This is a genomic window from Streptomyces sp. NPDC002133 (assembly GCF_040296405.1).
GTDB lineage: Bacteria > Actinomycetota > Actinomycetes > Streptomycetales > Streptomycetaceae > Streptomyces.
On the sequence record NZ_JBEOXF010000004.1, the window covers coordinates 308,835 to 329,004 of the forward strand.

The 20,170-nt window shown below is 71.2% G+C and carries 15 protein-coding genes and 1 pseudogene; 8 read left to right on the forward strand and 8 right to left on the reverse strand.

What is annotated here, in order from left to right; genetic code table 11:
* Positions 1 to 127: 127 nt before the first annotated feature.
* Positions 128 to 1,117 carry a cation diffusion facilitator family transporter gene (locus ABT078_RS07855; protein WP_351224956.1) on the reverse strand — a complete coding sequence of 330 codons (990 nt, stop codon included), beginning with the start codon at positions 1,115 to 1,117 and terminating at the stop codon, positions 128 to 130.
* 929 nt (positions 1,118 to 2,046) lie between these two features.
* Here ABT078_RS07855 and ABT078_RS07860 point away from each other — a divergent pair.
* From ABT078_RS07860 to ABT078_RS07870, 3 genes are all read left to right on the forward strand, one after another.
* Positions 2,047 to 2,910, forward strand: coding sequence for a universal stress protein (locus ABT078_RS07860; protein ID WP_351224958.1), 864 nt, complete (start codon positions 2,047 to 2,049; stop codon positions 2,908 to 2,910).
* Positions 2,911 to 3,626: 716 nt separating this feature from the next.
* Positions 3,627 to 4,076 carry a DUF5709 domain-containing protein gene (locus tag ABT078_RS07865; RefSeq protein ID WP_351224960.1) on the forward strand — a complete coding sequence of 150 codons (450 nt, stop codon included), beginning with the start codon at positions 3,627 to 3,629 and terminating at the stop codon, positions 4,074 to 4,076.
* A gap of 289 nt (positions 4,077 to 4,365) precedes the next feature.
* Positions 4,366 to 5,007 (forward strand): RraA family protein, encoded by a 642-nt coding sequence (locus ABT078_RS07870; RefSeq protein ID WP_351224962.1) that lies wholly within the window; start codon positions 4,366 to 4,368, stop codon positions 5,005 to 5,007.
* Between the two features lie 48 nt (positions 5,008 to 5,055).
* On the opposite strand, the pseudogene ABT078_RS07875 reads toward ABT078_RS07870, so the two are convergent.
* Positions 5,056 to 5,142, reverse strand: a pseudogene (locus ABT078_RS07875) (peptide-methionine (S)-S-oxide reductase MsrA); the annotation flags it as partial.
* A gap of 191 nt (positions 5,143 to 5,333) precedes the next feature.
* A complete protein-coding gene (gene trxB / locus ABT078_RS07880) occupies positions 5,334 to 6,329 on the reverse strand; it encodes a thioredoxin-disulfide reductase (RefSeq protein WP_351224964.1) in 996 nt (331 codons plus the stop codon).
* 890 nt (positions 6,330 to 7,219) lie between these two features.
* Between trxB and ABT078_RS07885 the strand changes: the two genes are divergently transcribed.
* The 5 genes from ABT078_RS07885 to ABT078_RS07905 all read left to right on the forward strand — a co-directional run bounded on the left by ABT078_RS07885 (position 7,220) and on the right by ABT078_RS07905 (position 14,365).
* Positions 7,220 to 7,588 carry a peptidoglycan-binding domain-containing protein gene (locus ABT078_RS07885; RefSeq protein WP_351224966.1) on the forward strand — a complete coding sequence of 123 codons (369 nt, stop codon included), beginning with the start codon at positions 7,220 to 7,222 and terminating at the stop codon, positions 7,586 to 7,588.
* Positions 7,589 to 7,867: 279 nt separating this feature from the next.
* Positions 7,868 to 8,092: a hypothetical protein gene (locus ABT078_RS07890; protein WP_351224968.1), complete on the forward strand. Its 225-nt coding sequence runs from the start codon at positions 7,868 to 7,870 to the stop codon at positions 8,090 to 8,092.
* A gap of 283 nt (positions 8,093 to 8,375) precedes the next feature.
* Positions 8,376 to 10,436 (forward strand): DUF4139 domain-containing protein, encoded by a 2,061-nt coding sequence (locus ABT078_RS07895; protein ID WP_351224970.1) that lies wholly within the window; start codon positions 8,376 to 8,378, stop codon positions 10,434 to 10,436.
* A gap of 8 nt (positions 10,437 to 10,444) precedes the next feature.
* A complete protein-coding gene (locus ABT078_RS07900) occupies positions 10,445 to 12,016 on the forward strand; it encodes a DUF4139 domain-containing protein (RefSeq protein ID WP_351224972.1) in 1,572 nt (523 codons plus the stop codon).
* Positions 12,017 to 12,973: 957 nt separating this feature from the next.
* Positions 12,974 to 14,365, forward strand: coding sequence for an MFS transporter (locus tag ABT078_RS07905; RefSeq protein ID WP_351224974.1), 1,392 nt, complete (start codon positions 12,974 to 12,976; stop codon positions 14,363 to 14,365).
* A gap of 93 nt (positions 14,366 to 14,458) precedes the next feature.
* Here the strand turns inward: ABT078_RS07905 and ABT078_RS07910 are convergent, their stop codons facing one another.
* The 5 genes from ABT078_RS07910 to lnt form a co-directional block, all read right to left on the reverse strand.
* The gene (locus ABT078_RS07910) at positions 14,459 to 16,354 is read right to left on the reverse strand and encodes a helix-turn-helix domain-containing protein (RefSeq protein WP_351224976.1); all 1,896 of its coding nucleotides are present in this window, start codon (positions 16,352 to 16,354) and stop codon (positions 14,459 to 14,461) included.
* 147 nt (positions 16,355 to 16,501) lie between these two features.
* A complete protein-coding gene (locus ABT078_RS07915) occupies positions 16,502 to 17,323 on the reverse strand; it encodes a 3-hydroxybutyrate dehydrogenase (protein ID WP_351224978.1) in 822 nt (273 codons plus the stop codon).
* Positions 17,324 to 17,378: 55 nt separating this feature from the next.
* On the reverse strand, positions 17,379 to 17,861 hold the full coding sequence (locus tag ABT078_RS07920; RefSeq protein ID WP_351224980.1) for an NUDIX hydrolase: 483 nt from the start codon (positions 17,859 to 17,861) through the stop codon (positions 17,379 to 17,381).
* Between the two features lie 36 nt (positions 17,862 to 17,897).
* Positions 17,898 to 18,254: a hypothetical protein gene (locus ABT078_RS07925; protein ID WP_351224982.1), complete on the reverse strand. Its 357-nt coding sequence runs from the start codon at positions 18,252 to 18,254 to the stop codon at positions 17,898 to 17,900.
* Between the two features lie 107 nt (positions 18,255 to 18,361).
* Positions 18,362 to 19,966 (reverse strand): apolipoprotein N-acyltransferase, encoded by a 1,605-nt coding sequence (gene lnt / locus ABT078_RS07930; RefSeq protein WP_502981173.1) that lies wholly within the window; start codon positions 19,964 to 19,966, stop codon positions 18,362 to 18,364.
* Positions 19,967 to 20,170: the final 204 nt, after the last annotated feature.

A 20,170-nucleotide genomic window follows, 5' to 3' on the forward strand; every position in this document is an offset into this window, starting at 1 on the left:
CCGCGACGCATGCCGGGAAACCGTCAGAAGGTGACTTGTCGACCAAGACCCGAGGGACGGCAATTCATATGAGGGGTCGTCTGGATTTCGTTTCGTCCGATGAATGAGGGAGCTGCCGACTGTTGCCCTAGAACACTCGTGCACTGCCTACGTGGGCCCGGCCGTGGGAGTCGGCGCAGTGTGCGACGTCGGCCCCGACGCGCTCGGACGCGTGGTCCACCTGGAGGGTGAGGTGCTCGATGCCGTACTGGTCGTGCAGCATCCGCTCGGCGGCCCGGCGCACGGTGTGGCAGTCCGCCGTCGGGGTGACGAGGATGTGTGCGGACAGCGCCGTGTAGCCCGAGGTGAGCTCCCAGACGTGCAGGTCATGCACTTCCCACACAGATTCGAGCGCCGCGGTCTTCGCGCCGACCTCGTCGGGATCGACGCCGACCGGGGCGGCCTCCATGAAGACGCGTCCTGAGTCGCGAACCAGCCCCCAGCCCGCCTTGAGCATCAGCGCGGCGACCACGAGCGCGGCGACGGCGTCCGCTTGCGCCCATCCGGTCAGCCAGACGACGAGACCGGCGACCGTGGTGCCGATGAACGCATAGAGGTCGTTGAGCAGGTGCTGGAAGGCGCCCTCGACGTTGAGGCTGGTGCGGTTGGCCTTGCTCAGCAGCCAGGTGGCGGCGACGTTCACGGCGATGCCCGCCGCTCCCGTCATCACGATGTACAGGCCCTCGACCTGCGGGGGGTCGTTGAGCCGACGGATGCCTTCATAGACGAAGTACGCGCTCAGCAGCAGCAGCGTGATCCCGTTGACCTGGGCGGAGATGATCTCTGCCCGCCTGTGCCCGTAGGTGAATCCGCCACGGGCGGGCCGTGCCGCGATGCGCATCGCGACCAGCGCGAACACGATGGCCGCGGCATCGGTCAGCATGTGCCCCGCGTCGGAGATCAGGGCCAGCGACTGCGCGATGAAGCCGATGACGACCTCGATGGCCATGAATCCGACGATCAGCGCCAGCGCACCCGACAGATACCGGCGATCGGCTCCTGCGATTACGCCGTGGTGGTGCCCGTGGCCGCCGTGCGGTTGATCGTGACCATTCTCAGCGATGTTGCGCCGGCTCATGGGCAAACCCTTCCCTCGCGCCTCCACATGACGGGTCGTCACTCACGGTGACGATTCGAACGGTACAGGGATCCATGAATCCATGAAAGGCTGTATCGCTCGATCGAGTGGCAGACGGTCGGCGGACGCATATCTCCGACCGCAAACGGACAAGGAGGGGATTCCTGCGGCCTGCGCGATCGGTCCCGCAGGGTCACGACGGCTGCGTTGCGCATGGCACGGTCGGGCCGATGACCTGATACGGAGGAGGCGGCCGTAGAGCCTGGCGGCGACATCCCCGTGGCTGCTCGGCGGCATGGCGAGAGCGTCGGCGCCGCCCGAAGGGCAGCGAGGACTCCGGGCCGCGCGACCGCTCGGGCAACCCGCGGGCCGCCCCGACCAACGCCTGCAGGGATCGCATCCGCGGCTGCGCCCTCGACTGCGATGGATCGGGCCGACACCGCCCGCCGCGGCGGAACACGCCCCGCCCCGGGCACGAGGCAGATGCCTCCGTGCCCGCGGCGGAACACGCCCCGCCCCGGGCACGGAGGCATCTGCCCTGACCATTCGTCGCCTGCGCCGGATGGTGCAGTCGTCACCGTCGTCGAACGCAGCGCCGCCCTGGCCGCCGCGGGAGCCCGCGCTGAAGGGGGTGCTCCCTGGCGGACGGGCCTGCCACGCCCGGGGATGTAACGCAGCGCCGCCCTGGCCGCCGCGGGAGCCCGCGCTGAAGGGGGTGCTCCCTGGCGGACGGGCCTGCCACGCCCGGGGGTGTCCGGACGGGCGCCTGGGGGCCGGTGCACATGGGCAGCCCTCACTATCCGTGACGCCCTAAATCGCACTATTTACGGTGACTCGGTAGTTTCCTGATCAGGCGCCCTCGCGCGTGGAATGCCGATGGCGGCCCTCGTGACGGTCCCTTCGCAACAGCCCGAGGCAAGGAGAGCAGCATGTCCCGACCCATCGCCGTGGGAGTGGACGGCTCCGAAGAAAGTCTGGCGGCAGTGGACTGGGCCGCTGACGAAGCGGCCCTGCGCGGTAACGGCCTGCGGCTGGTGAACGCCACGCGGTGGGCGGAGCACCAGTTGCAGGGCGTGAAGGTGTCGCACGAGGACCGTGCCGACGAGGCGGAAAGCGTGCTCACTGCGGCCGAGAAGCGCGTCCGGGCCCGACGGCCGGACCTCGCCGTGACCGCGAAGGAGATCGAGGACGCCCCCACCAATGTGCTGCTGGCCGCAGCCTCGGAGGCGGAGCTGCTGGTCATGGGGTCGCACGGGCTCGGCAGCGTCGGCGGCTTCATCATCGGCTCGGTGGGGCAGGAGGTCGTCGCGGAGGCGAAAAGCCCGGTGGTGCTGGTGCGCCCGGGGTACGGGGATGCCGGGTCCGGCGCCTCCGGCGCCGGGAATCGCCAGAAGGTGGTCCTCGGTCTCGACGTGAGCGAGGTGAAGGACGAACTCATCGAGTTCGCGTTCGACTTCGCCGGGCGGCACGGCGTCCCGTTGCAGATCGTGCACACATGGCACCTTCCGTTCTTCCAGCGCCACAGAGCAGCCGACGACACGGGTACGGAGGCGGAGATGGCGTCGGCGCTCTCGGGCGCGGTGCGTCCCTTCAGGGACAAGTTCCCGGCGGTCAAGGTGTCCGAGGTGTCCAATCCCGGGCGGGCGGCCGAGCACCTCGTCGAGGCGGCGTCGGACGCGCGTCTCGTGATCGTCGGCCGACGCAGGGCGGCCAAGGGCTCCCATGTCGGATCGGTCACCCACGCCGTGCTCCACCACGCCTCCTGCCCTGTGGCCGTCGTGCCGCACACCTGAAGGACCGTCCCGTAAATGATCTACGTCGGATGATCCACGTCGGCGTTGACTGACCTGCTCGTGCGTGGGGACAGACCTGCGACGAGCGGGGGCGCAGGTCTGCGATGCCGAGAGATCGGTCCTGGTTCACCGGCCGGACTGCGGCCGGGTCGCAGTGGGCCGGGCACGCCGCAGGGGAGACCTCGTTGCCGAGGACGAGCCCGTAAGTGCCGGCCTCGATCACACCATGGCCGCCGTACGGCCGATCTCCGGGCGGACCGCACGGCAGGGCCTTTTCGACCACGATCGCCTCACGATTGGTCGGACCGTCCTGATCCCAGGCGGAAACCCCGACCGAGAAGCAACGCGTTAGCATGGAAAAGCAGAACCCGATCAATGACAAGGCTCTTCTCGCCTTGTCCCGGCGGTGGAAGAGACCGCCACCGCGGCGGGTCTTGACTCGCTCCTGGTCGAGCATCTGAAGATCCGCACGTCCCAGATCATCGGGGCAGTCCAGGCTGGGACTGCAACAGCACCGGCGAAGAGACCATCATCGGAATCCAGCCCGAACCACTGTTACGGGCGAGCGCGATGGCTTCATCGGCGAGGAGCAGCAAGAGACAGCCGATGGACATCGAGTTTACAGCCCCGTACTGGACTCGGAGTGGCAGGGAATGGTGGCTCCATGTCGCCAACGGCGGTCGCCACCACATCCGACCGATTCAAAGGACGCAGCGATGGCATCGAAGAGCGAGTCGGACAGCGCCGAAGCGGCGGGGTTGCTCAGATCACAGGAAGGTCTGGACAACGAAGAGGTCGGCGAGTTCCTGGACGAGGGGTACTCACCGCCGGAAAGGCCGCTCGCGATCGGGGAGTGGGGCATCACGGCTCGTGAAGCGTCGTCACACGAGGACCTGGGCCATCGGCTTGCCCGAGAAGTGCAGGAGGAGGTCGCCGACGAGGGAGACGGGCTCGGAGATGCCTCGGACACCGACGGCGAACTGATCGACGACCAGGTGGGCGGTGCGCGTGCCGGCCGTCTGGTGGCCTGGGACACGGACGTCGTGCACAAGGACTACGACGGTTACGACTATTGGGCGCGTGACGTGGGCATTGACGGCGGCGCTGCCTCGGCCGAGGAGGCAGCCGTCCATATCGTTGCCGACCCGGACGACCACGAGCGCTGAGACCTGATCCGTCCGGGCCGGATCCCCGAGATGCGTTTCGCTGATCGGTCAACGGCAGCAGGGGCGGAGGTGGTGTGCGTAGCGCCGTTCCTGACAGGCCCGAGGCAGCCGCTGATCGCCCATCCGTGCCGGCCCAACCGGTCGTTGGACCCGACGCCGTTGCGGGGGATGCGCACCCCGATGCGCTGAGCATGCACACCACTCCACAGGTAGGAGCACCTATCGGGGAGAGTCCTCGGTGTTCCGGCGTCACGGCCCATGACACCCGGCTCGGCTGGGAGGTACGAAAGTGAACGAAGAGGTCCGGCTGCACGATCTGTTGGCGCATCTGAGCACGGCCGACATCGTCGATGCCATGGGGCGTTTCCACCGCCACCGATGCCATCTGATCGACCTGGTGAGCCCCACGCCGCACCGAGTGCTCTTCGGCCCGGCAGCGACGATCTCATACCTCCCCTCGTGCGAGGAGGAACTCCCGACCGACCGGTACAACTTCTCTCGCCTCTTCTACGACGCAACCCGGGACGGCATGCAGGGACGGGTGCTTGTACTCGCGAGCAACGGGCACCCCGGGGTTTCGTTGGGCGGCGGGACGAAACTCTCTCGGCTTGCCGTCCATGGCCTCGCCGGGGTCCTGGCCGACGGCCGTCTGCGCGACTTCGCCACGCTCTCGACATACGAGTTCGCCACCTACTGTCGCGGCGAGACCGTGCGGTGGGGCGGCGACACAGTGACGCCCTTCGAAGCCGACCGGCCTGTCGTCGTGGGGGGCGTGGTGGTCCGGCCCGGCGACTATGTGTACGCCGACTCCTCCGGCGCCGCGGTGATCCCACAAGCACACATTCGTGAGGTGCTTGAAGAGGCGCAGCGCGTGGTGAGCGAAGACGCGGCATTCGCCGAGCGTATTCGCCACGAGGACGGCGCACCGTAGAGCACGACCCAAAGCCGCACTGCAATACCAGGCCACAAAAGCCCGGGGTCAGGCCCTCGCGCGCTTGGGCAGCCGCCATTCGGGACGCACGAAGTGACAGGTGTAACCATCTGGGTAGCGTTGCAGGTAATCCTGCAGGCGTCCGGCGCGTTTGCTTGACCCGTGCAGGTCTTCGCTGTCGTCGGACCCTTTGAACCCACTCCGCCACCAGACGGGGCCCGCGGTGCCCCGGGTCGGTACGCGGGCCGAGGGTGAGTCCATCGTCGCGGACCTCGTCCGCGTCCCACCGTGACCGATCGGGGGCGCCTGCCACCGCCGGCGGTGGGTCAGTGCACGAGCTCGGCTACGGCCGTGGCCTCGAGGCGGGCTTCCTCACAGGTGGTGCAGTCGTCGAGCGCCGCGAGGTACCTCTCGGCGTCCAGAGCCGCCGCGCAGCCGGTCCCGGCGGCGGTGACAGCCTGCCTGTACTCGTGGTCGACGACGTCTCCGCAGGCGAACACGCCGTCCAGGTTGGTGCGCGTGGACTGGCCTTCGACAGCGACGTAACCGGCGTGGTCGAAAGAGATCTGGCCCTTGACCAGTTCGACCCGCGGATCGAGCCCGATGGCCACGAAGACGCCGGTCACCGGCAGGTCGGTCTCCTCCCCGCTGTTCACGTCCCGCGCACGGACACCCGTGACCTTGTCCTCCCCCAGAACGTCGACCACCTCCCGGTTCCACAGAAAGCGGATCTTCTCGTTGCGGCGCGCCCGTTCCTGCATGATCTTCGAGGCGCGCAGGCTGTCACGGCGGTGCACAACGGTGACCGAGCGTGCGAACTTCGTCAGGAAGGTGGCCTCCTCCATAGCGGAGTCGCCGCCGCCCACGACCACGACGTCCTGGTCTCGGAAGAAGAAGCCGTCGCAGGTGGCGCACCAGCTCACGCCGCGGCCGGACAGCCGCTTCTCGTTCGCCAGCCCCAGCTCGCGGTAGTGGGACCCGGTGGCCAGGATGACCGCCCTGGCACGGTGGGTCTCGCCGGCGCTGTCGACGACCTCCTTGACCCTGCTCGCTAGACGGGCTTCCACTACGTCGTCGGGGATCATCTCGGCGCCGAAACGCCCCGCCTGGTCCCTCATCTTCTGCATCAGGTCCGGGCCCAACACCCCATCGGGGAACCCCGGATAGTTCTCCACGTCGGTGGTGTTCATCAGCGCACCGCCGGCGGAGACAGCCCCCTCGAACACCACCGGGCGCAGTTGCGCTCGGGCTGTGTAGAGCGCGGCGGTGTAACCGGCCGGACCGGAGCCGATGATGATCACTTCCCGGACGGTGTCATTCACGTTGATCACCTACCTGAGCTCAGGGAATGGAACGAGACCGGCCGGCAGTCACCTTCCATGCCGCCGCGTTGCGCAGGACCACGGTCGTGCACGGCGGGCAGACCCCGCTGCGGCTGCGGCGCGGCCTCGGCCGGCAGTCCGCCGTTGACGACGGACACCTCGGGTCCCAGCGGCAGACGACTCCACCATGCACGCGCGAAGACCTGCACGCATCCCAGCGCCGCACAAGCCCCACATGTGCGACGGAATCGACGCCGTCGAACGCCTCGTGGCCGAGACGTCCTGAAGTCGCACGACTCCTCTCTGTACGGATCAGTGCTTCCTCGCACGAGGCAGCGGCTCAGGCGTCGTGTGCCCCTCGTGTGCTCCCCCTCGGACGCGCGGCGCAGCCGGTCTGAACCATGCCCGCTTGTCGAGCAGGGCCGTGGCCAGGGGCAGTGCGGGATGTAGCTCCATCACTTCGGCCACGGTCCGGCACACAACATGGCTCCACTCCCCGACACGGACGACCGGGTCGCACGTACCACCTGCCCGCCCGGCAGTCCGGGAACGGCGGTGGCATCCCTGCCGTTGTTCGTTCGAGGCCATGAAGGGACGCGACGCTCGGTGCAGATGCCACCGCACATTGATCAACGGCGTCGGCTGCCGAATGGAGCTGCAGCTCAGCCCGGGTGGAGTGGCGGTCGAACTCCTCGGCGACCTGCACACGCGCGGACGACACATGCGCGGACACCACCGGGGAGCCGGAGGTGATGGTCCCCGATGTGCAGGTCCTCCACCTCCGCACTCGCGGGCCGCGCGTCGACCAAGGAGGATGGACGGTGCCCTGCACCCCGGACACCGAGCCGCGCAAGCCGACCGGGGTCGACCGGACAGAAAGGGGAGGTCATATGAGGCAGCGCAGGCTCATGGCCTGGGGCGCCGCCCTGTTCACCGCCGCGTCCCTGGGTGCCGCCGTCCCCCAGGCCGCGGCCGTGCCCGCCCAAGGAGGATGTTCCTACACCCCATCGACGGCTCGCCCCGTCCTCTGGTACGGCCGCACCGGCCACGCGGTCCGGCAGGCACAGTGCCTGAGCAACCGGTGGGGCGGCGAACCGCCCAAGCTCCTCGTCGACGGCGTCTTCGACATCCGCCTGATCGACAAGATCAGGTGGATCCAGGGCTGCCACGGCCTGCCCAGAAGCGGGGTCATCGACCCGAACACCTGGCAGGCCCTCTACCACCCGGCCCCGGACTGCTACAACCCGTACCCGGGCTGAGCCACCCAACCAGAAGGCTGTTGGCCAAATTCACGGAACCGGGCACCACCACCCACACGGTGGCTCCGAACTGCCCGCCACCCTGCCCACCTTCATCGCCGTCGGCCTCGGGCCCGTGCGCACACCCGCGTTCTGCACGGCGGGCGTGGAGAAGGCGTCGTTGTCGTTGCCGAGCACGGCCGTGCCGGACGTGTCCGTGTTGAAGCCGGCCGCAGGGTCTGGGCACCGACGACCGCCCGTTCGACGCAGCCCGCACGGCCCTCGTGGGCCGTGCCGCGCTTGTCGGCCAGGAAGCGGGACCTGCGGCCCGTGCTGCGCTTCGAGTCGGCCGACGGGCATGCGGCCACCCTCCGTCTTCAGTGCGCGAGGCGGCACCTGGAGCGCGAGGCCACGCCATTGTCGACCGTCGCGTACAAGGACGCGGTGGCGGGCGCGGATCGTACGGCGCCTGACCGATACCACGGTCGCTGCTTCGGTGCGCTCATCGGTGACCGCACCGGCTGAGCCGGGCTCCTGACACGACAAGGCCCCCGGCCGCCGGCCGTACATGGCAAGACGGCGCAGGGGCCTCGTTCGTCTGCCGGAGGCGCGCGACAGGTTCGCGGCCTCGGGTGCCTCTTTGCCGGGCCCGAGGCCGGGGTGGGATCGAGCAGCATCGACGGAACCGCCCGGCGGCAGGAGTCGATTGACGATCGCACGGAGTTCATCCGGGACATGGGGACGGAGCCGGGCACGCGGACCACTGGCGTAGGCTTCGCACAGCATGGACGCGGCGGGGGCGGAGCGCATGACGGCTGAGACGGCGCAGACGTGGGGGGCGACCCTCGATTCGGTGGTGGTGTACGCGCAGGGCGCGGTCTGCCGCCGACTGGCCCGCGGCAGCGTGCCGCCGGACGGCCGGGTGCGGGTGACGGGACTGCCACGCTCGCTGGATGCGGGTTCGCTGCGGGCCCGTGTCCTGGGCACCTCCGGTGTGCGGGTCATCGAGGCCCGGGTGGAGGTCGAGGCCAGGCCGGCCGCCCCCGGCACCCCCGACGCGTTGCGGCGCGAGGTCGAACGGCTGCGCGACGAGTACGCGGCGGCGGAGGGGCGCCGGGACCGGCAGCTGGGCCTGATCGAAGAGGTCAGGGCGTTGGGACCGGTCCCACCGACCCGTAAGCGCGAGGACCCGCACCGCCGCACCCCCGTCGACGCGTGGCTGGAGCTCGCCGACTTCGTCGACACGCGGCTGACGGGCCTTCAGGCCCGGCTCGTCGAGCTGGAGGAGGGGCTGCGCCGGGTCGAGCACGAGCTCCACGTCGCCGTGGACAAGCTCGAACGCGCCTCCGACGACGCACCGTCAGCACACGTGGAGACCACGGTCTCCGTGGCCTTGACCCTCCAAGGCGCCGGAGACGCGGAGGTGGAGCTCGAGTACGGGGTACCGGGCGCCGTCTGGGTGCCCGCCTACCGTCTCACACACCGTCAGGGCGACGGCACCGGCCGTCTGCTGCTGCGCGCCTCGGTCGCCCAGCGCACCGGCGAGGACTGGACGGGCGTACGCATCGGCCTGTCCACCGCCGACCTGCGGCGCCGCACCGACCTGCCGAGGCTCCGCTCGATCCGGATCGGACGCCGTCAGCCCGCCCCGGCGCCTTCCGGCTGGCGTGAGCCCCCGGCGGGGCTCTCCGGCCTCTTCGCGGGGTACGACGCGGCAGGCCCGCGCCCTGCCACCGCAGCCGTGCCCGTGGCCGGCGCCGCGCGTGCGGCTGCCGGGGCCGCCCCGCCACCGGCGCCGCAGGCCTACGGCGCGCCGCCTGCAGCGCTCCCGGTACCCGGTGGTGCGGCCGGCCCCTCCCCGGAGGTCTTCGGCGGCGGGGTGCCCGACCTCGCGCAGCCGGTTGGGTCGCGACCGCGCGGCAGGCCACGACCGGGCGGCGGGCCACGCCCGCGCGGCGCATCCTTCGCGACCCCCGCCCCCATGGCACCCGCAGCTCCTGGCAGTCCCGCGCCTCCGGAACCGGTCGCCGGTCCGCCGCGGCCGAGCGTTGCCGAGCTCGACTACGCCGCCCTGATCATGAGCGGCCCGGACGAGCAGGGCAGTCGCAGGGGCCGGCTGTTCCCCGCCTCCCCCGACGACCTGCCGGCCGCCGAGTACCGCCGCCGCGCCGAGGCCGTGGCCGCGCTACCGCTGCCCGGGCACGCCGTGCGGCCCCGCCAGTCGGCGGGCTCCTTCGACCACCGCTTCGACGCCGCCGCCCGTGCCGACATCCCGTCCGACGGCACCTGGCACACCGTCACCGTCGCCGAAATCCCGGTCGGTCTGCGCACCGAGTACCTCTGCGTGCCGTCCGTGGAGGAGACCGTGTACGCGACGCTGGTGCTCTCCAACGCCACCGACCGGGCTCTGCTGGCCGGTCCGGTGGAGGTCACCGTCGACGACGAGTTCGTGCTGACCGCCGCGCTGCCCACCCTCGCCCCCGGCGGTGTCCGCCGGGTGGGCCTCGGGCCGGCCGAAGCAATCCGGGTCACCCGCCGTACCGAGCTGCGCGAGTCGGCCTCGGGGCTGCGCAACAACACCACCGTGCTCGATCACCGCGTCCACGTGGAGCTGGCCAACCGGCTCGGGAGGCCGGTCACCGTGGAGGTCCGCGAGCGCGTCCCGGTCACCTCGGAACCGGATGTCCGGATCGAGGAACGGGCCGACTGGACGGCACCCGTGGACGGCGAAGGACCCGAGCACCATGCCCCGGGCACCCGCCTCTGGCGGGTGGACCTGCCCGCCGGTGGCACAGGCGCCCTCGACGGCGGCTACGAGATCCGCATCCCGGCCGGCAAGGCCCTGGTCGGCGGCAACCGGAGGAACTGACGCACGCCATGTCCACAGCCCCGGAACCGATCCCCCTTCCCGTCACCGCCGTCACCTGCCTGGAGGACCGTGCCCACATCGAGCGCGCCACCGTGCTCGACCTGGAGGCCGGGATCCAGCGGCTGCGTCTCGGACCGGTCAGTGCGCTGGCCGTCGACCGCACCCTGCACGCAGAGCTGACGGCCGATCGACCCGGCCGTCCGGCGACCCTGCTCGACCTGCGGATCGTCCGCACCTGGACTCCGCGCGGGCCGCTGCCGCCCACCGACGACGACTCGGCGCTGCTCCACCGCATCCACGACCTCGAAGAGGAGCGGCTCGCCCTGGGACAGCGGCGCGACCGTATCCGGGCCCGCCTCGACCTGCTCGGCCGGCTCGCCACCGATCTGCTGCGGGACATCGGGGAGGGCACCGGGTTCGGCGAGGCCGAACCGGAGCGCTGGGCCCGCGAACTGGACCGGGTGGATACGGAGCGCGACGCCTACGGCGAGGAACTCCGCACCGTGGAGGCCCGCCTGGCCACCCTCGCGGTCGAGCTCGAAGAGACTCAACGGGCCTTGGACCTCGCAGAGGAGGAACCCGCCGAGCTGGTCGGCCACATCGAGCTGACCGTGGAAGCCGCGGTCGCCGGACCGGTCGGGCTGCGCCTGAGCCACCTCACCCCGTGTGCGCTGTGGCGGCCCGCCTACCGGGCCTTGTTCGACGGCGACACCCTGACGCTGGAGACCGACGCGATGGTCTGGCAGCGCACCGGCGAGGACTGGTCGGACGTGCGGCTGACCTTGTCGACGGCCCGCTCGGCACTGGCCACCGACCCGCCGCGGCTGGTCGATGACCGGCTGACACTCAGGGACCGCTCCGCAGCGGAGCGCCGCACGGTCGACGTCGAACTGCGCGAGGAGGAGATCAGGGACCTCGGCCCTGCCGCGGTGCTCGGCCTGCCGGGGGTGGACGACGACGGCGAGGTACGGGTGCTGAACTCCCCCGCGCCGGTCTCCGTGCCCGGCGACGGCCGCGCCCACCGGGTGCCGCTCTCCGCCTTCACCACGGCCGCGAGCTGCGAGTACGCCTGCTCACCCGAGTTGTCCCCACTGGTCACCCAGGTGGTGCGGTTCGACAACCGGTCCGTCCATGCGCTGCTCGCCGGACCCGTGGACCTGGTCCGCGGCAGCGGATTCGGTGGCCGCGGCACGCTGGACTTCACCGCCCCCGGCGCCCCCGCCGAGCTCGCCTTCGGCAGCCACGACGACTACCGGGTGGTCAGGGAGGCCGAGGAGTCCCGCGACTCGGCCGGAATCACTCAGCGGACCGTGGTCACCCGTAGGGTCCGGCTGTACCTGTCCCGGTTCTCCGCTCCCTGGGAGCACGACGAACGGGTGGTCGTCCTCCGGGAACGGATCCCGGTCTCGGAGGTCTCGGCGGTGGAGGTACGCCTGCGCAAGGAAGCATGCTCCCCGGCGCCCGAGGTGGTCGACGCCGAAGGCATCGCCCGCTGGGACGTCACCCTCCCGCCCGGCAGCCGTCGCACGGTCACCCTGGTCTACGAGCTGTCGGCGAGCGCCAAAGTCGGCGGGCTCTGAGCTCGGTGGTGGTCCTGCACGCCTGCTGGCACAGGCCCGATCCGGGCCCCCGCCCCGGCCGGTGGCCGTCTCGGACACCCGCAGGACATGAGGGACGGTCACCGCGGGGGTACCTGGTCCCGGATGCCCTCGAAGAGTGCGACGAACACGTCGATGAGTGCCGGGGAATGCACCACCAGGGAGCCTGCCAGTGGCCGGTCGCTGTGCTGCGGCAGGAGGGCGGTGGTCCGGTCGAAGAGCGCCGGCTTGACGGGGAGCCGTGAGCCGAGCCGGAGTTCACCGCCGCCCGCGGTGCCGCGAGGCGGGCCTGGGCGGGCAGTTCACACCTGTGCAGCCGCGGGCCTCGGTCCACTCACCGCCCCGGCCGTCGACGGTCGGCGTCTGGGCAGACCGCCACCACCGCGATCGACACCATGCCTCGCCGCGACATGCCCAGCCGGTCCGCCGGATGAGCCGGCGCCTCAAGAGGGCGAGGAGTAGCCGACGACGGCTCTCATCGACCGGCGCGATGCCGCCTCCCTCCCCACCTTCATCGCCGCCGGCCTGAGCCCCATGCGCAGACGTGATGGCCTGACAGGCAATCCCTCGGCCGAGTCCGCATGACACCGGCAGCGGCCGGCGGCGGGGAATCCGCCGCGGTCGGCGCGGACCCCCTGCCGCCTGAGCCCACACGGTGTCCTCGTCCGCACCAATGCCGAAGTCCGATGCTCCGTAGTCAGCACCAAATCAGCACGGGAGTCAGCACCGCGCCGGCCAACCAGGCTGAACCACCCAATTCCGGCAGATGTCATCCGCTCTCCACTCCGAGCTCGAACCAGCCCCTACACGTCTCACATAGCGGCTGCACGCACAGCGGACGACTGAAGTATGGTGTCCCACCACATGTGCCACTGACCTGCGTGTTTCTACGGTGTGGCGACACGAAATCGTCCCCGTTCCCGCTCGGAAGTGGTATCCATGACCGCCTCGGCAACCGCTCCACCCGCCCCAGGCTCGCTCAAGCGCATCGTCGCCGCGAGCCTCATCGGCACCACCATCGAGTGGTACGACTTCTTTCTCTACGGATCGGCGGCAGCGCTGGTCTTCAACGAACTGTTCTTCCCGGATTCGGATCCGCTGGTCGGAACCCTGCTGGCGTTTCTGACGTACGCGGTCGGGTTCGCCGCGCGGCCGCTCGGCGCGCTGGTGTTCGGGCACTACGGTGACCGGCTCGGGCGCAAGAAGCTGCTGGTGCTGAGCCTGCTGCTGATGGGCGGGGCGACGTTCGCGATCGGGCTGCTGCCGACGCATGCGACGATCGGGGCCGCCGCTCCCGTGCTGCTGACCGCGCTGCGACTGGTGCAGGGATTCGCGCTCGGCGGTGAGTGGGGCGGCGCCGTGCTGCTGGTGTCGGAGCACGGCGATGCCCGCAGGCGTGGGTTCTGGGCCTCGTGGCCGCAGACAGGTGCGCCGGCCGGCCAGCTGCTGGCGACCGGTGTGCTGTCGGCCCTGACGGCACTGCTGTCGGACGCCGCGTTCTTGTCGTGGGGCTGGCGCATACCGTTCCTGCTCTCAGGTGTGCTGGTGATCGTCGGCTTGTGGATTCGTCTCTCTGTCGATGAATCGCCCGTGTTCAAGGCGGCGATGGCGCAGGCCGAGGAGCGGAAGGCCGCCGCGGGGCAGATCGAGAAGATGCCGCTCGTGGCGGTCCTGCGGCACCACTGGCGCGACGTGCTGATCGCGATGGGTGCGCGGATGGCCGAGAACATCAGCTACTACGTGATCACCGCCTTCATCCTCGTCTACGCGACCACCTCGGCCGGACTCAGCAAGCAGACCGCGCTGAACGCGGTGCTCATCGCCTCCGCCGTGCACTTCGCGGTGATTCCCGCGTGGGGCGCGCTCTCCGACCGGATCGGGCGGCGCCCGGTGTATCTGATCGGGGCCGTCGGCGTGGGCCTGTGGATGTTCCCGTTCTTCGCGCTCATCGACTCCAAGTCGTTCGGCAGCCTGCTGCTGGCCGTCACCGTCGGCCTGGTGCTGCACGGGGCCATGTACGCACCGCAGGCGGCGTTCTTCTCCGAGATGTTCGCGACCCGCATGCGCTACTCCGGCGCGTCGATCGGCGCGCAGTTCTCGTCGGTGGCCGCCGGGGCGCCGGCCCCGCTGATCGCGACCGCGCTGCTCGCCGACTACGGCAGCTCGACGCCGATCGCCCTGTACGTCATCGCCGCCGCGCTGGTGACGGTCGTCGCCATCGTCTGCGCCCGGGAGACCCGGGACCGCGATCTGGCCGATGTCACGGCAGGGCCGGAGACCCGTGAGGCACGGGACGCGGTGGCAACCGCCGACGCGCCGACGACCGCCTGAGCCCGAACCTGACCGCGACAAGACCCTGCGGGCCGTGTGGGCCGCTGCGCAGCGCACTGTGCAGTGGTCCACGCGGCCCGCTTCGTGCCGTCGTCAGCGGGAGACGGCCGCCGATATCGCGTGCAGCCGGAGCGCCAGCTGAAGCTCCAGGGCGCGGGCCGGCGACTGCCAGTCCTCCCCGAGGAGCCGGCCGATGCGCTCGAGCCGCTGCGCCACCGTGTTCACATGGACGTGGAGTGCGTCCTTCGTACGGGCAGGGCTCATGCCGCTGGCGAAGTACGCGTCCAGCGTGCGCACCAGGTCCGTGCCGCGCCGCTCGTCGTAGTCGGCGACCGGGCCGAGGGTGCGGTGGACGAAGCCCTCGATGTCGCGCGTGTCGGCGAGGAGGAGACCGAGGAAGCCCAGGTCCGCGGCCGCCGCGCCCTCTCCGGAGCGGTGCAGGAGCCGCAGGGCCTCGACACAGCGCCGCGCTTCGGCGTAGGCGGTGGCTATCGCACCCCGGTCGGTGACCGGAGCCTGGACCGTGGACGAGGCCCCGACCGTGACGGGCTCGCGGAGGGTGCCACCGAGCTGTCTGGCGGTCTGGCGGGCGATGTCGGCGGCGCTGTCCGCGGGGCCGATCGGCAGCAGCAGGACCGCACCGCCTTCGCGGGCCGCGGCCAGGCCCTGGCGGGTGGCCGCGAGGTGGGCGGCGGCGGAGGCAAGGCGCTGACGATCGGCGGTGGCCCGCTCGGCGCTGTCCCCGGTGGGGTGGGCGTCGACACGGGCGGCGAGCACCACGTGCGGGGCGTCCAGGTCGGCGTGGAGCCTGGCCGCCCGTTCCCGCAGCAGCCGGGCGTCGCGACCGGGAGAGTCCAGGAGATCGTCGAGAAGTTCACCACGCACCCGCTGCTCGGCCTCGCCCGCGGACCGCCGGGCCAGCAGCAGCAGGGACGTCACCATCGCGGCCCGCTCCAGGGTGCGTCGGTCGACGGGGTCGAGGGACGGGTGGCCGTGCAGGACCAGCGCGCCCAACAGCTCACCGCCTGCCGACACCGCGGCCACCCAGTCGTCGTCGTCCCGGATCGCGTGGCCGTCGGTGCCGTCCAGCTGCAGCGCGGCGAGCGAGGGTGCGGCGGGGTCGACGAACTCGACGGTGCCGTCGAGGATCTCGGAGAGCGCCCCGGCGACGTCGTGGACGCCGCCGCCGTGCAGCACGAGCTCGGTGAGCCGGTCGTGCACGTCCGACGCGCGCTCGATGACGGCGCTGTGGTCACGGATGATCTCGTTGGCCCGCTCGAGCTCGGCGAGCGCGGTGCGCGTCTCGGCGAGCAGGTTGGCGGTGTCGATGGCGACGGCGGCGTGCGCAGCGAGCGAGCCGAGCAGCGCGACCTGCTCGCGCTCGAAGACACGGGCGCGCCGGTCGGCGGCGAAGAGCACACCGATCACCTGGCTGCCGAGCGACAGCGGTACGCCGAGGATCGCGACGAGGCCCTCGTCCCGGACGCCCGAGTCGATGGCGCGGGTGTGCTGGAAGCGCTCGTCGTCGAAATAGCTCTCGGTCACATACGGCCGTGCGGTCTGGGCGACGAGTCCGCCGAGCCCCTCCCCCATGCCGAGCCGCAGCTGCTGGAAACGCGCCGAGACCGAGCCTTCCGTGACGCGCATGTACGTGTCGCCCGCGACGGGGTCGTTCAGGCTGAGGTACGCCACCTCCGTGCCGAGGAGCGAACGGGCGCGCTGCACGATGGCCCGGAGCACCGCGTCCAGGTCGCGCAGACCCGACAGGTCGTGCGCGGTCTCGAAGAGTGCCGACAGCTCGGCCTCACGGCGCCGCCGGCCCTCCAGCTCCGCGCGCACGCGCAGCGCGAGCTGCTTGGCGTGCTCCAGGCCGGCCAGCGTCTCGGGGCCCGCGCCGCTCGCACGGGCGAGCAGCACGGGCCGGTCGTACACCTCCGCGGCCGCGCCGCGGGCGAGGAGCTCCAGGTAGGAGGCCTGATCGTGGGACATGGACACAGGGATACCTGCCGTGCGGGGGGTCGCACCAGCCCCTGTGGACGACACGGCCCCTGTGGACAACTCCGTCACCCCCCGCCCCGCCCGGTGCCGCCTGCCACAAGCGGACGGCGCAGGGCGCGGCTCACCGGGCGACGCGGGTCAGTGCGCCGTCCAGCCCCCGTCCATCGCCAGCGACGTGCCGGTGATGAAGGACGCCTGTGGCGTGCAGAGGTAGGCGACCGCCTCGGCCACCTCCTCCGCCTCGATGAGCCGCTTGAGCGCCGAGTCCTTCAGCAGGATGTCGGCGACGACACGCTCCTCGGGGACGCCATGAGCCGCCGCCTGGTCGGCGACCTGCTTCTCGACCAGCGGGGTACGCACATAGCCGGGGTTGACGCAGTTGGAGGTCACCCCGTGAGAGGCACCCTCCAGGGCCGCGGTCTTGGAAAGCCCTTCCAGACCATGTTTGGCCGCCACATAGGCGGACTTGTAGGCCGACGCCCGAAGCCCATGTACGGAGGAGATGTTCACGATGCGGCCCCAGCCCTGCCCGTACATGTGCGGCAGCGCGCCCCTGATCAGGCGGAACGGTGCCTCGAGCATCACGGTGAGCACGGTACGGAAGACGTCCGGCGGGAACTCCTCGATGGGACGGACCAGCTGCAGCCCGGCGTTGTTGACAAGGATGTCGGTGCCCGCTGCCGCCGCCTCCGCCGCGTCGAGGTCGGTCAGGTCGAGCACGTGCGGCTCCACGGTGCCGGCCACCCCCAGCCCCAGGGAACGCTCGACGAGTGCGTCGAGGCCGCCCGCCTCCCGGTCCACGGCCCTGACCTTGGCCCCGGCAACCGCGAGCCGCAGCGCACAGGCTCGGCCGATGCCGCTCGCCGCTCCGGTGACGAGAGCCGTACGGCCGCCGAGGTCGAGTCCGACGGAAGGGGTGGACGCCAGGGCATGGGGGGCGGGACCCGGATTCATGGTCATGTTCCGCACCCTAGGCAGCCCTCAGGCACCGACCGATGTGGGCAGCGCCCACAGTTCACTCAGGCAAGGTGGAGTCGAACCACGTCGGATCGTCGCTCATGGCTTGCTTGATCCGGAAGAGGGCGAACTCCTGCAGCTCCGGCAGCGCGTCCACGGAGAACCAGCCCACCTCCAGCGACTCCTCGTCGTTGACCCGCGCCTCACCACCGACGGCACGGCAGCGCAAGGAGACGTCCATGAACTGGCACTGGTCGCCGTTCGGGTACGTCACCGGCTTCGACAGCGCCTGGACGAGCACGACCCGCTCGACGACACAGCGAACGGCGGTCTCCTCGTACACCTCACGCACCGCCGCCGCCGCGGGCTGCTCCCCCGGCTCCGGAATACCCCCGATGATCGACCACTTGCCGGTGTCGGCCCGTCTCCCCAGGAGCACCCGTCCTTCGTCGTCGAAGACGACCGCGCTGACGCCCGGCAGATAGAGCAGCTGAGAGCCCGCACTGGCCCGGATCCGGCGGATGAAGTCAGGAGTACCCATACCGCCGACCCTATGTGGTGATCCCGCGCGCCGCCTTCAGGGCCTCGACCAGCGGCAGCACGGTCTCGCGGTGGCTGAGGTACTTGACCGCAGGGTGCGCGTCCAGCCCCGGACCTTCGTCTCGGGGCCGATCTCGACCAGCACCGCCGCCACGGCCCGCTCGCGCACCGCCTCGTCGTCCGGGTACGCCGCCACCTGCGCCAGATTGCGCAGGAGCACCGCCTTGAAGGCCGCGAATCCGGCGCGAGCCACGATGCCGCAGCGCGCAAGGCTTCCGATCGTCAGCCGCAGCACCTCCGCCATGCCCTGCTCGGGCCCCAACTGCTCCCGAAAAGCGGCCGGCTCGCGGGCCGCCTCCTCCCGGTCCGCCGGATCGCCCGCGTGCTCCTCCACGTTGAGCAGGAAGTCCTCACCGACCCGCTGGGCGGGCCTCCGGCACCTCGCCGGCTGCCCCCGGCCGTCCGCGACCTCCTCGACCGGCGGCGGCCTCGCCGTTGCGGTCAGGTTTCCCGTCGGCTGCGTCCACGGACCGTGGCGTAGCCGACCCAGCCCAGCGCCCCGGCCGCGAGGGCGGCCAGGACGCCCTCGGGCAGGGTGCCCATGCGGGTCGCGGGGGTCAGCGTGGAGCGCAGCGGGACTTCGGCGACCAGGGCGTCCGGGGTGAACATCTCGGTCTGCTGGACGATCTTCCCGTCCGGGCGGATCACCGCGCTGACGCCGCTCGTGACGGGGACGACGACGGCCCGGCCGTGCTCGACGGCGCGTACCCGGGACATCGCCAGCTGCTGGTAGGTCATCTCGCTGCGCCCGAAGGTGGCGTTGTTGCTCGGTACGGAGATGAGCTGGGCGCCGTGCGTCACGGTGTCGCGGACCGCCCAGTCGAAGGCGGCCTCGTAGCAGGTCGCGAGGCCCACCTTCGTTCCGGCGAGGTCGAAGACACCCACCTTGTGGCCGGGGCCGAAGTCGCGGCGGACCCGGTCGACGTCCGAGTTGAACATCCGGACGAAGGACCGCATCGGGATGTACTCGCCGAACGGCTGGACGTGCCGCTTGTCGTACGTGGCGACGGGCCCGCGCGCCGGGTCCCATTCGATGAGGGTGTTGCGGAGCTTGCCGGTCTCCGGGGTGACGACCGCGCCGATCATGGTGGGCACGCCGATCTTCCGTACGGCCTCGTCGATCACGAGGCGCGCGTCGGCGTTGCGGTACGGGTCCAGGTCGGAGGAGTTCTCCGGCCACAGCACGAAGTCGGGCTTGGCCACCTTGCCCGCGGCGACGTCGTCGGCGAGCTGCTCGGTGCGGCGCGCGTGGTTGTCGAGGACCGCTCGGCGCTGGGAGTTGAAGTCGAGTCCGAGGCGGGGCACATTGCCCTGGACCGCGGCGACGGTCGCCGTGCCGTCCTCGGCCGAGTCGTCGACGAGCGGCAGCGCGGCGAGCGCGGCGGTGACGGGCACGAGGACGGTGAGCGCCGCTGCCGCGAGGGGGCCGCGGGGCAGTTCGCCGGTTCTCCTGTACGCAGGGATCAGGCGCACGGTCTCGTACAGCCCGAAGCCGCACAGGGCGACCGCGAAGCCGAGCACGGGCGTGCCGCCCACCGCGGCGAGCGGCAGGAAGACGCTGTCCGCCTGGCCGAAGGCGATCTTGCCCCAGGGGAAGCCGCCGAACGGCACGCGCGCGCGGACGGCCTCGCCGAGGATCCAGACGGCCGCGCCCCACACCGGCCACCACGGCAGCCGGGACACGAGGGCGATGCCCAAACAGGTGACGGCGATGAAGAGGGCCTCGACGGCCGCGAGCGCGAGCCACGGGACCGCTCCCACCTCCTCGCCGGTCCAGACGAGCAGCGGGAGCAGGAAGCCGAGCCCGGAGATGTGTCCGAGGCCCAGCGCCGCACGCGCGCGGCGGCCTCGGAGGCACCAGCCGAGCAGCGCGAAGCCGGGCAGGGCGAGCCACCACAGGGGGCGGGGCGGGAAGCTCAGAAAGAGCAGTACGCCGGACAGTGCGGCCGCACCGGGCCGTACGAGCCGCCGCAGCAGCCGATGGGTCCGGCCCCGGGAGGCTTGGACGGGTTGCTGGGTGTCGACGGTGGTCATGGTCGCGCTCACGTGCCGGAGTCTACGGGCGCGGGTCGGACACCCGGCAGTCCGGCCCGGCTCGGGCAGCCGCGGACGGGTCGCCGTATCCGGCGATGCCCCGAGTGCGGATGCCCTGAGGACCGATGCCCCAGGGGCACAGTTCCTGCGCAATCCATCCACAAACCACCGCCCCTGCCGTTACCGTGTGCGCCAGCCCTCTCCGTCTGCCCGTCC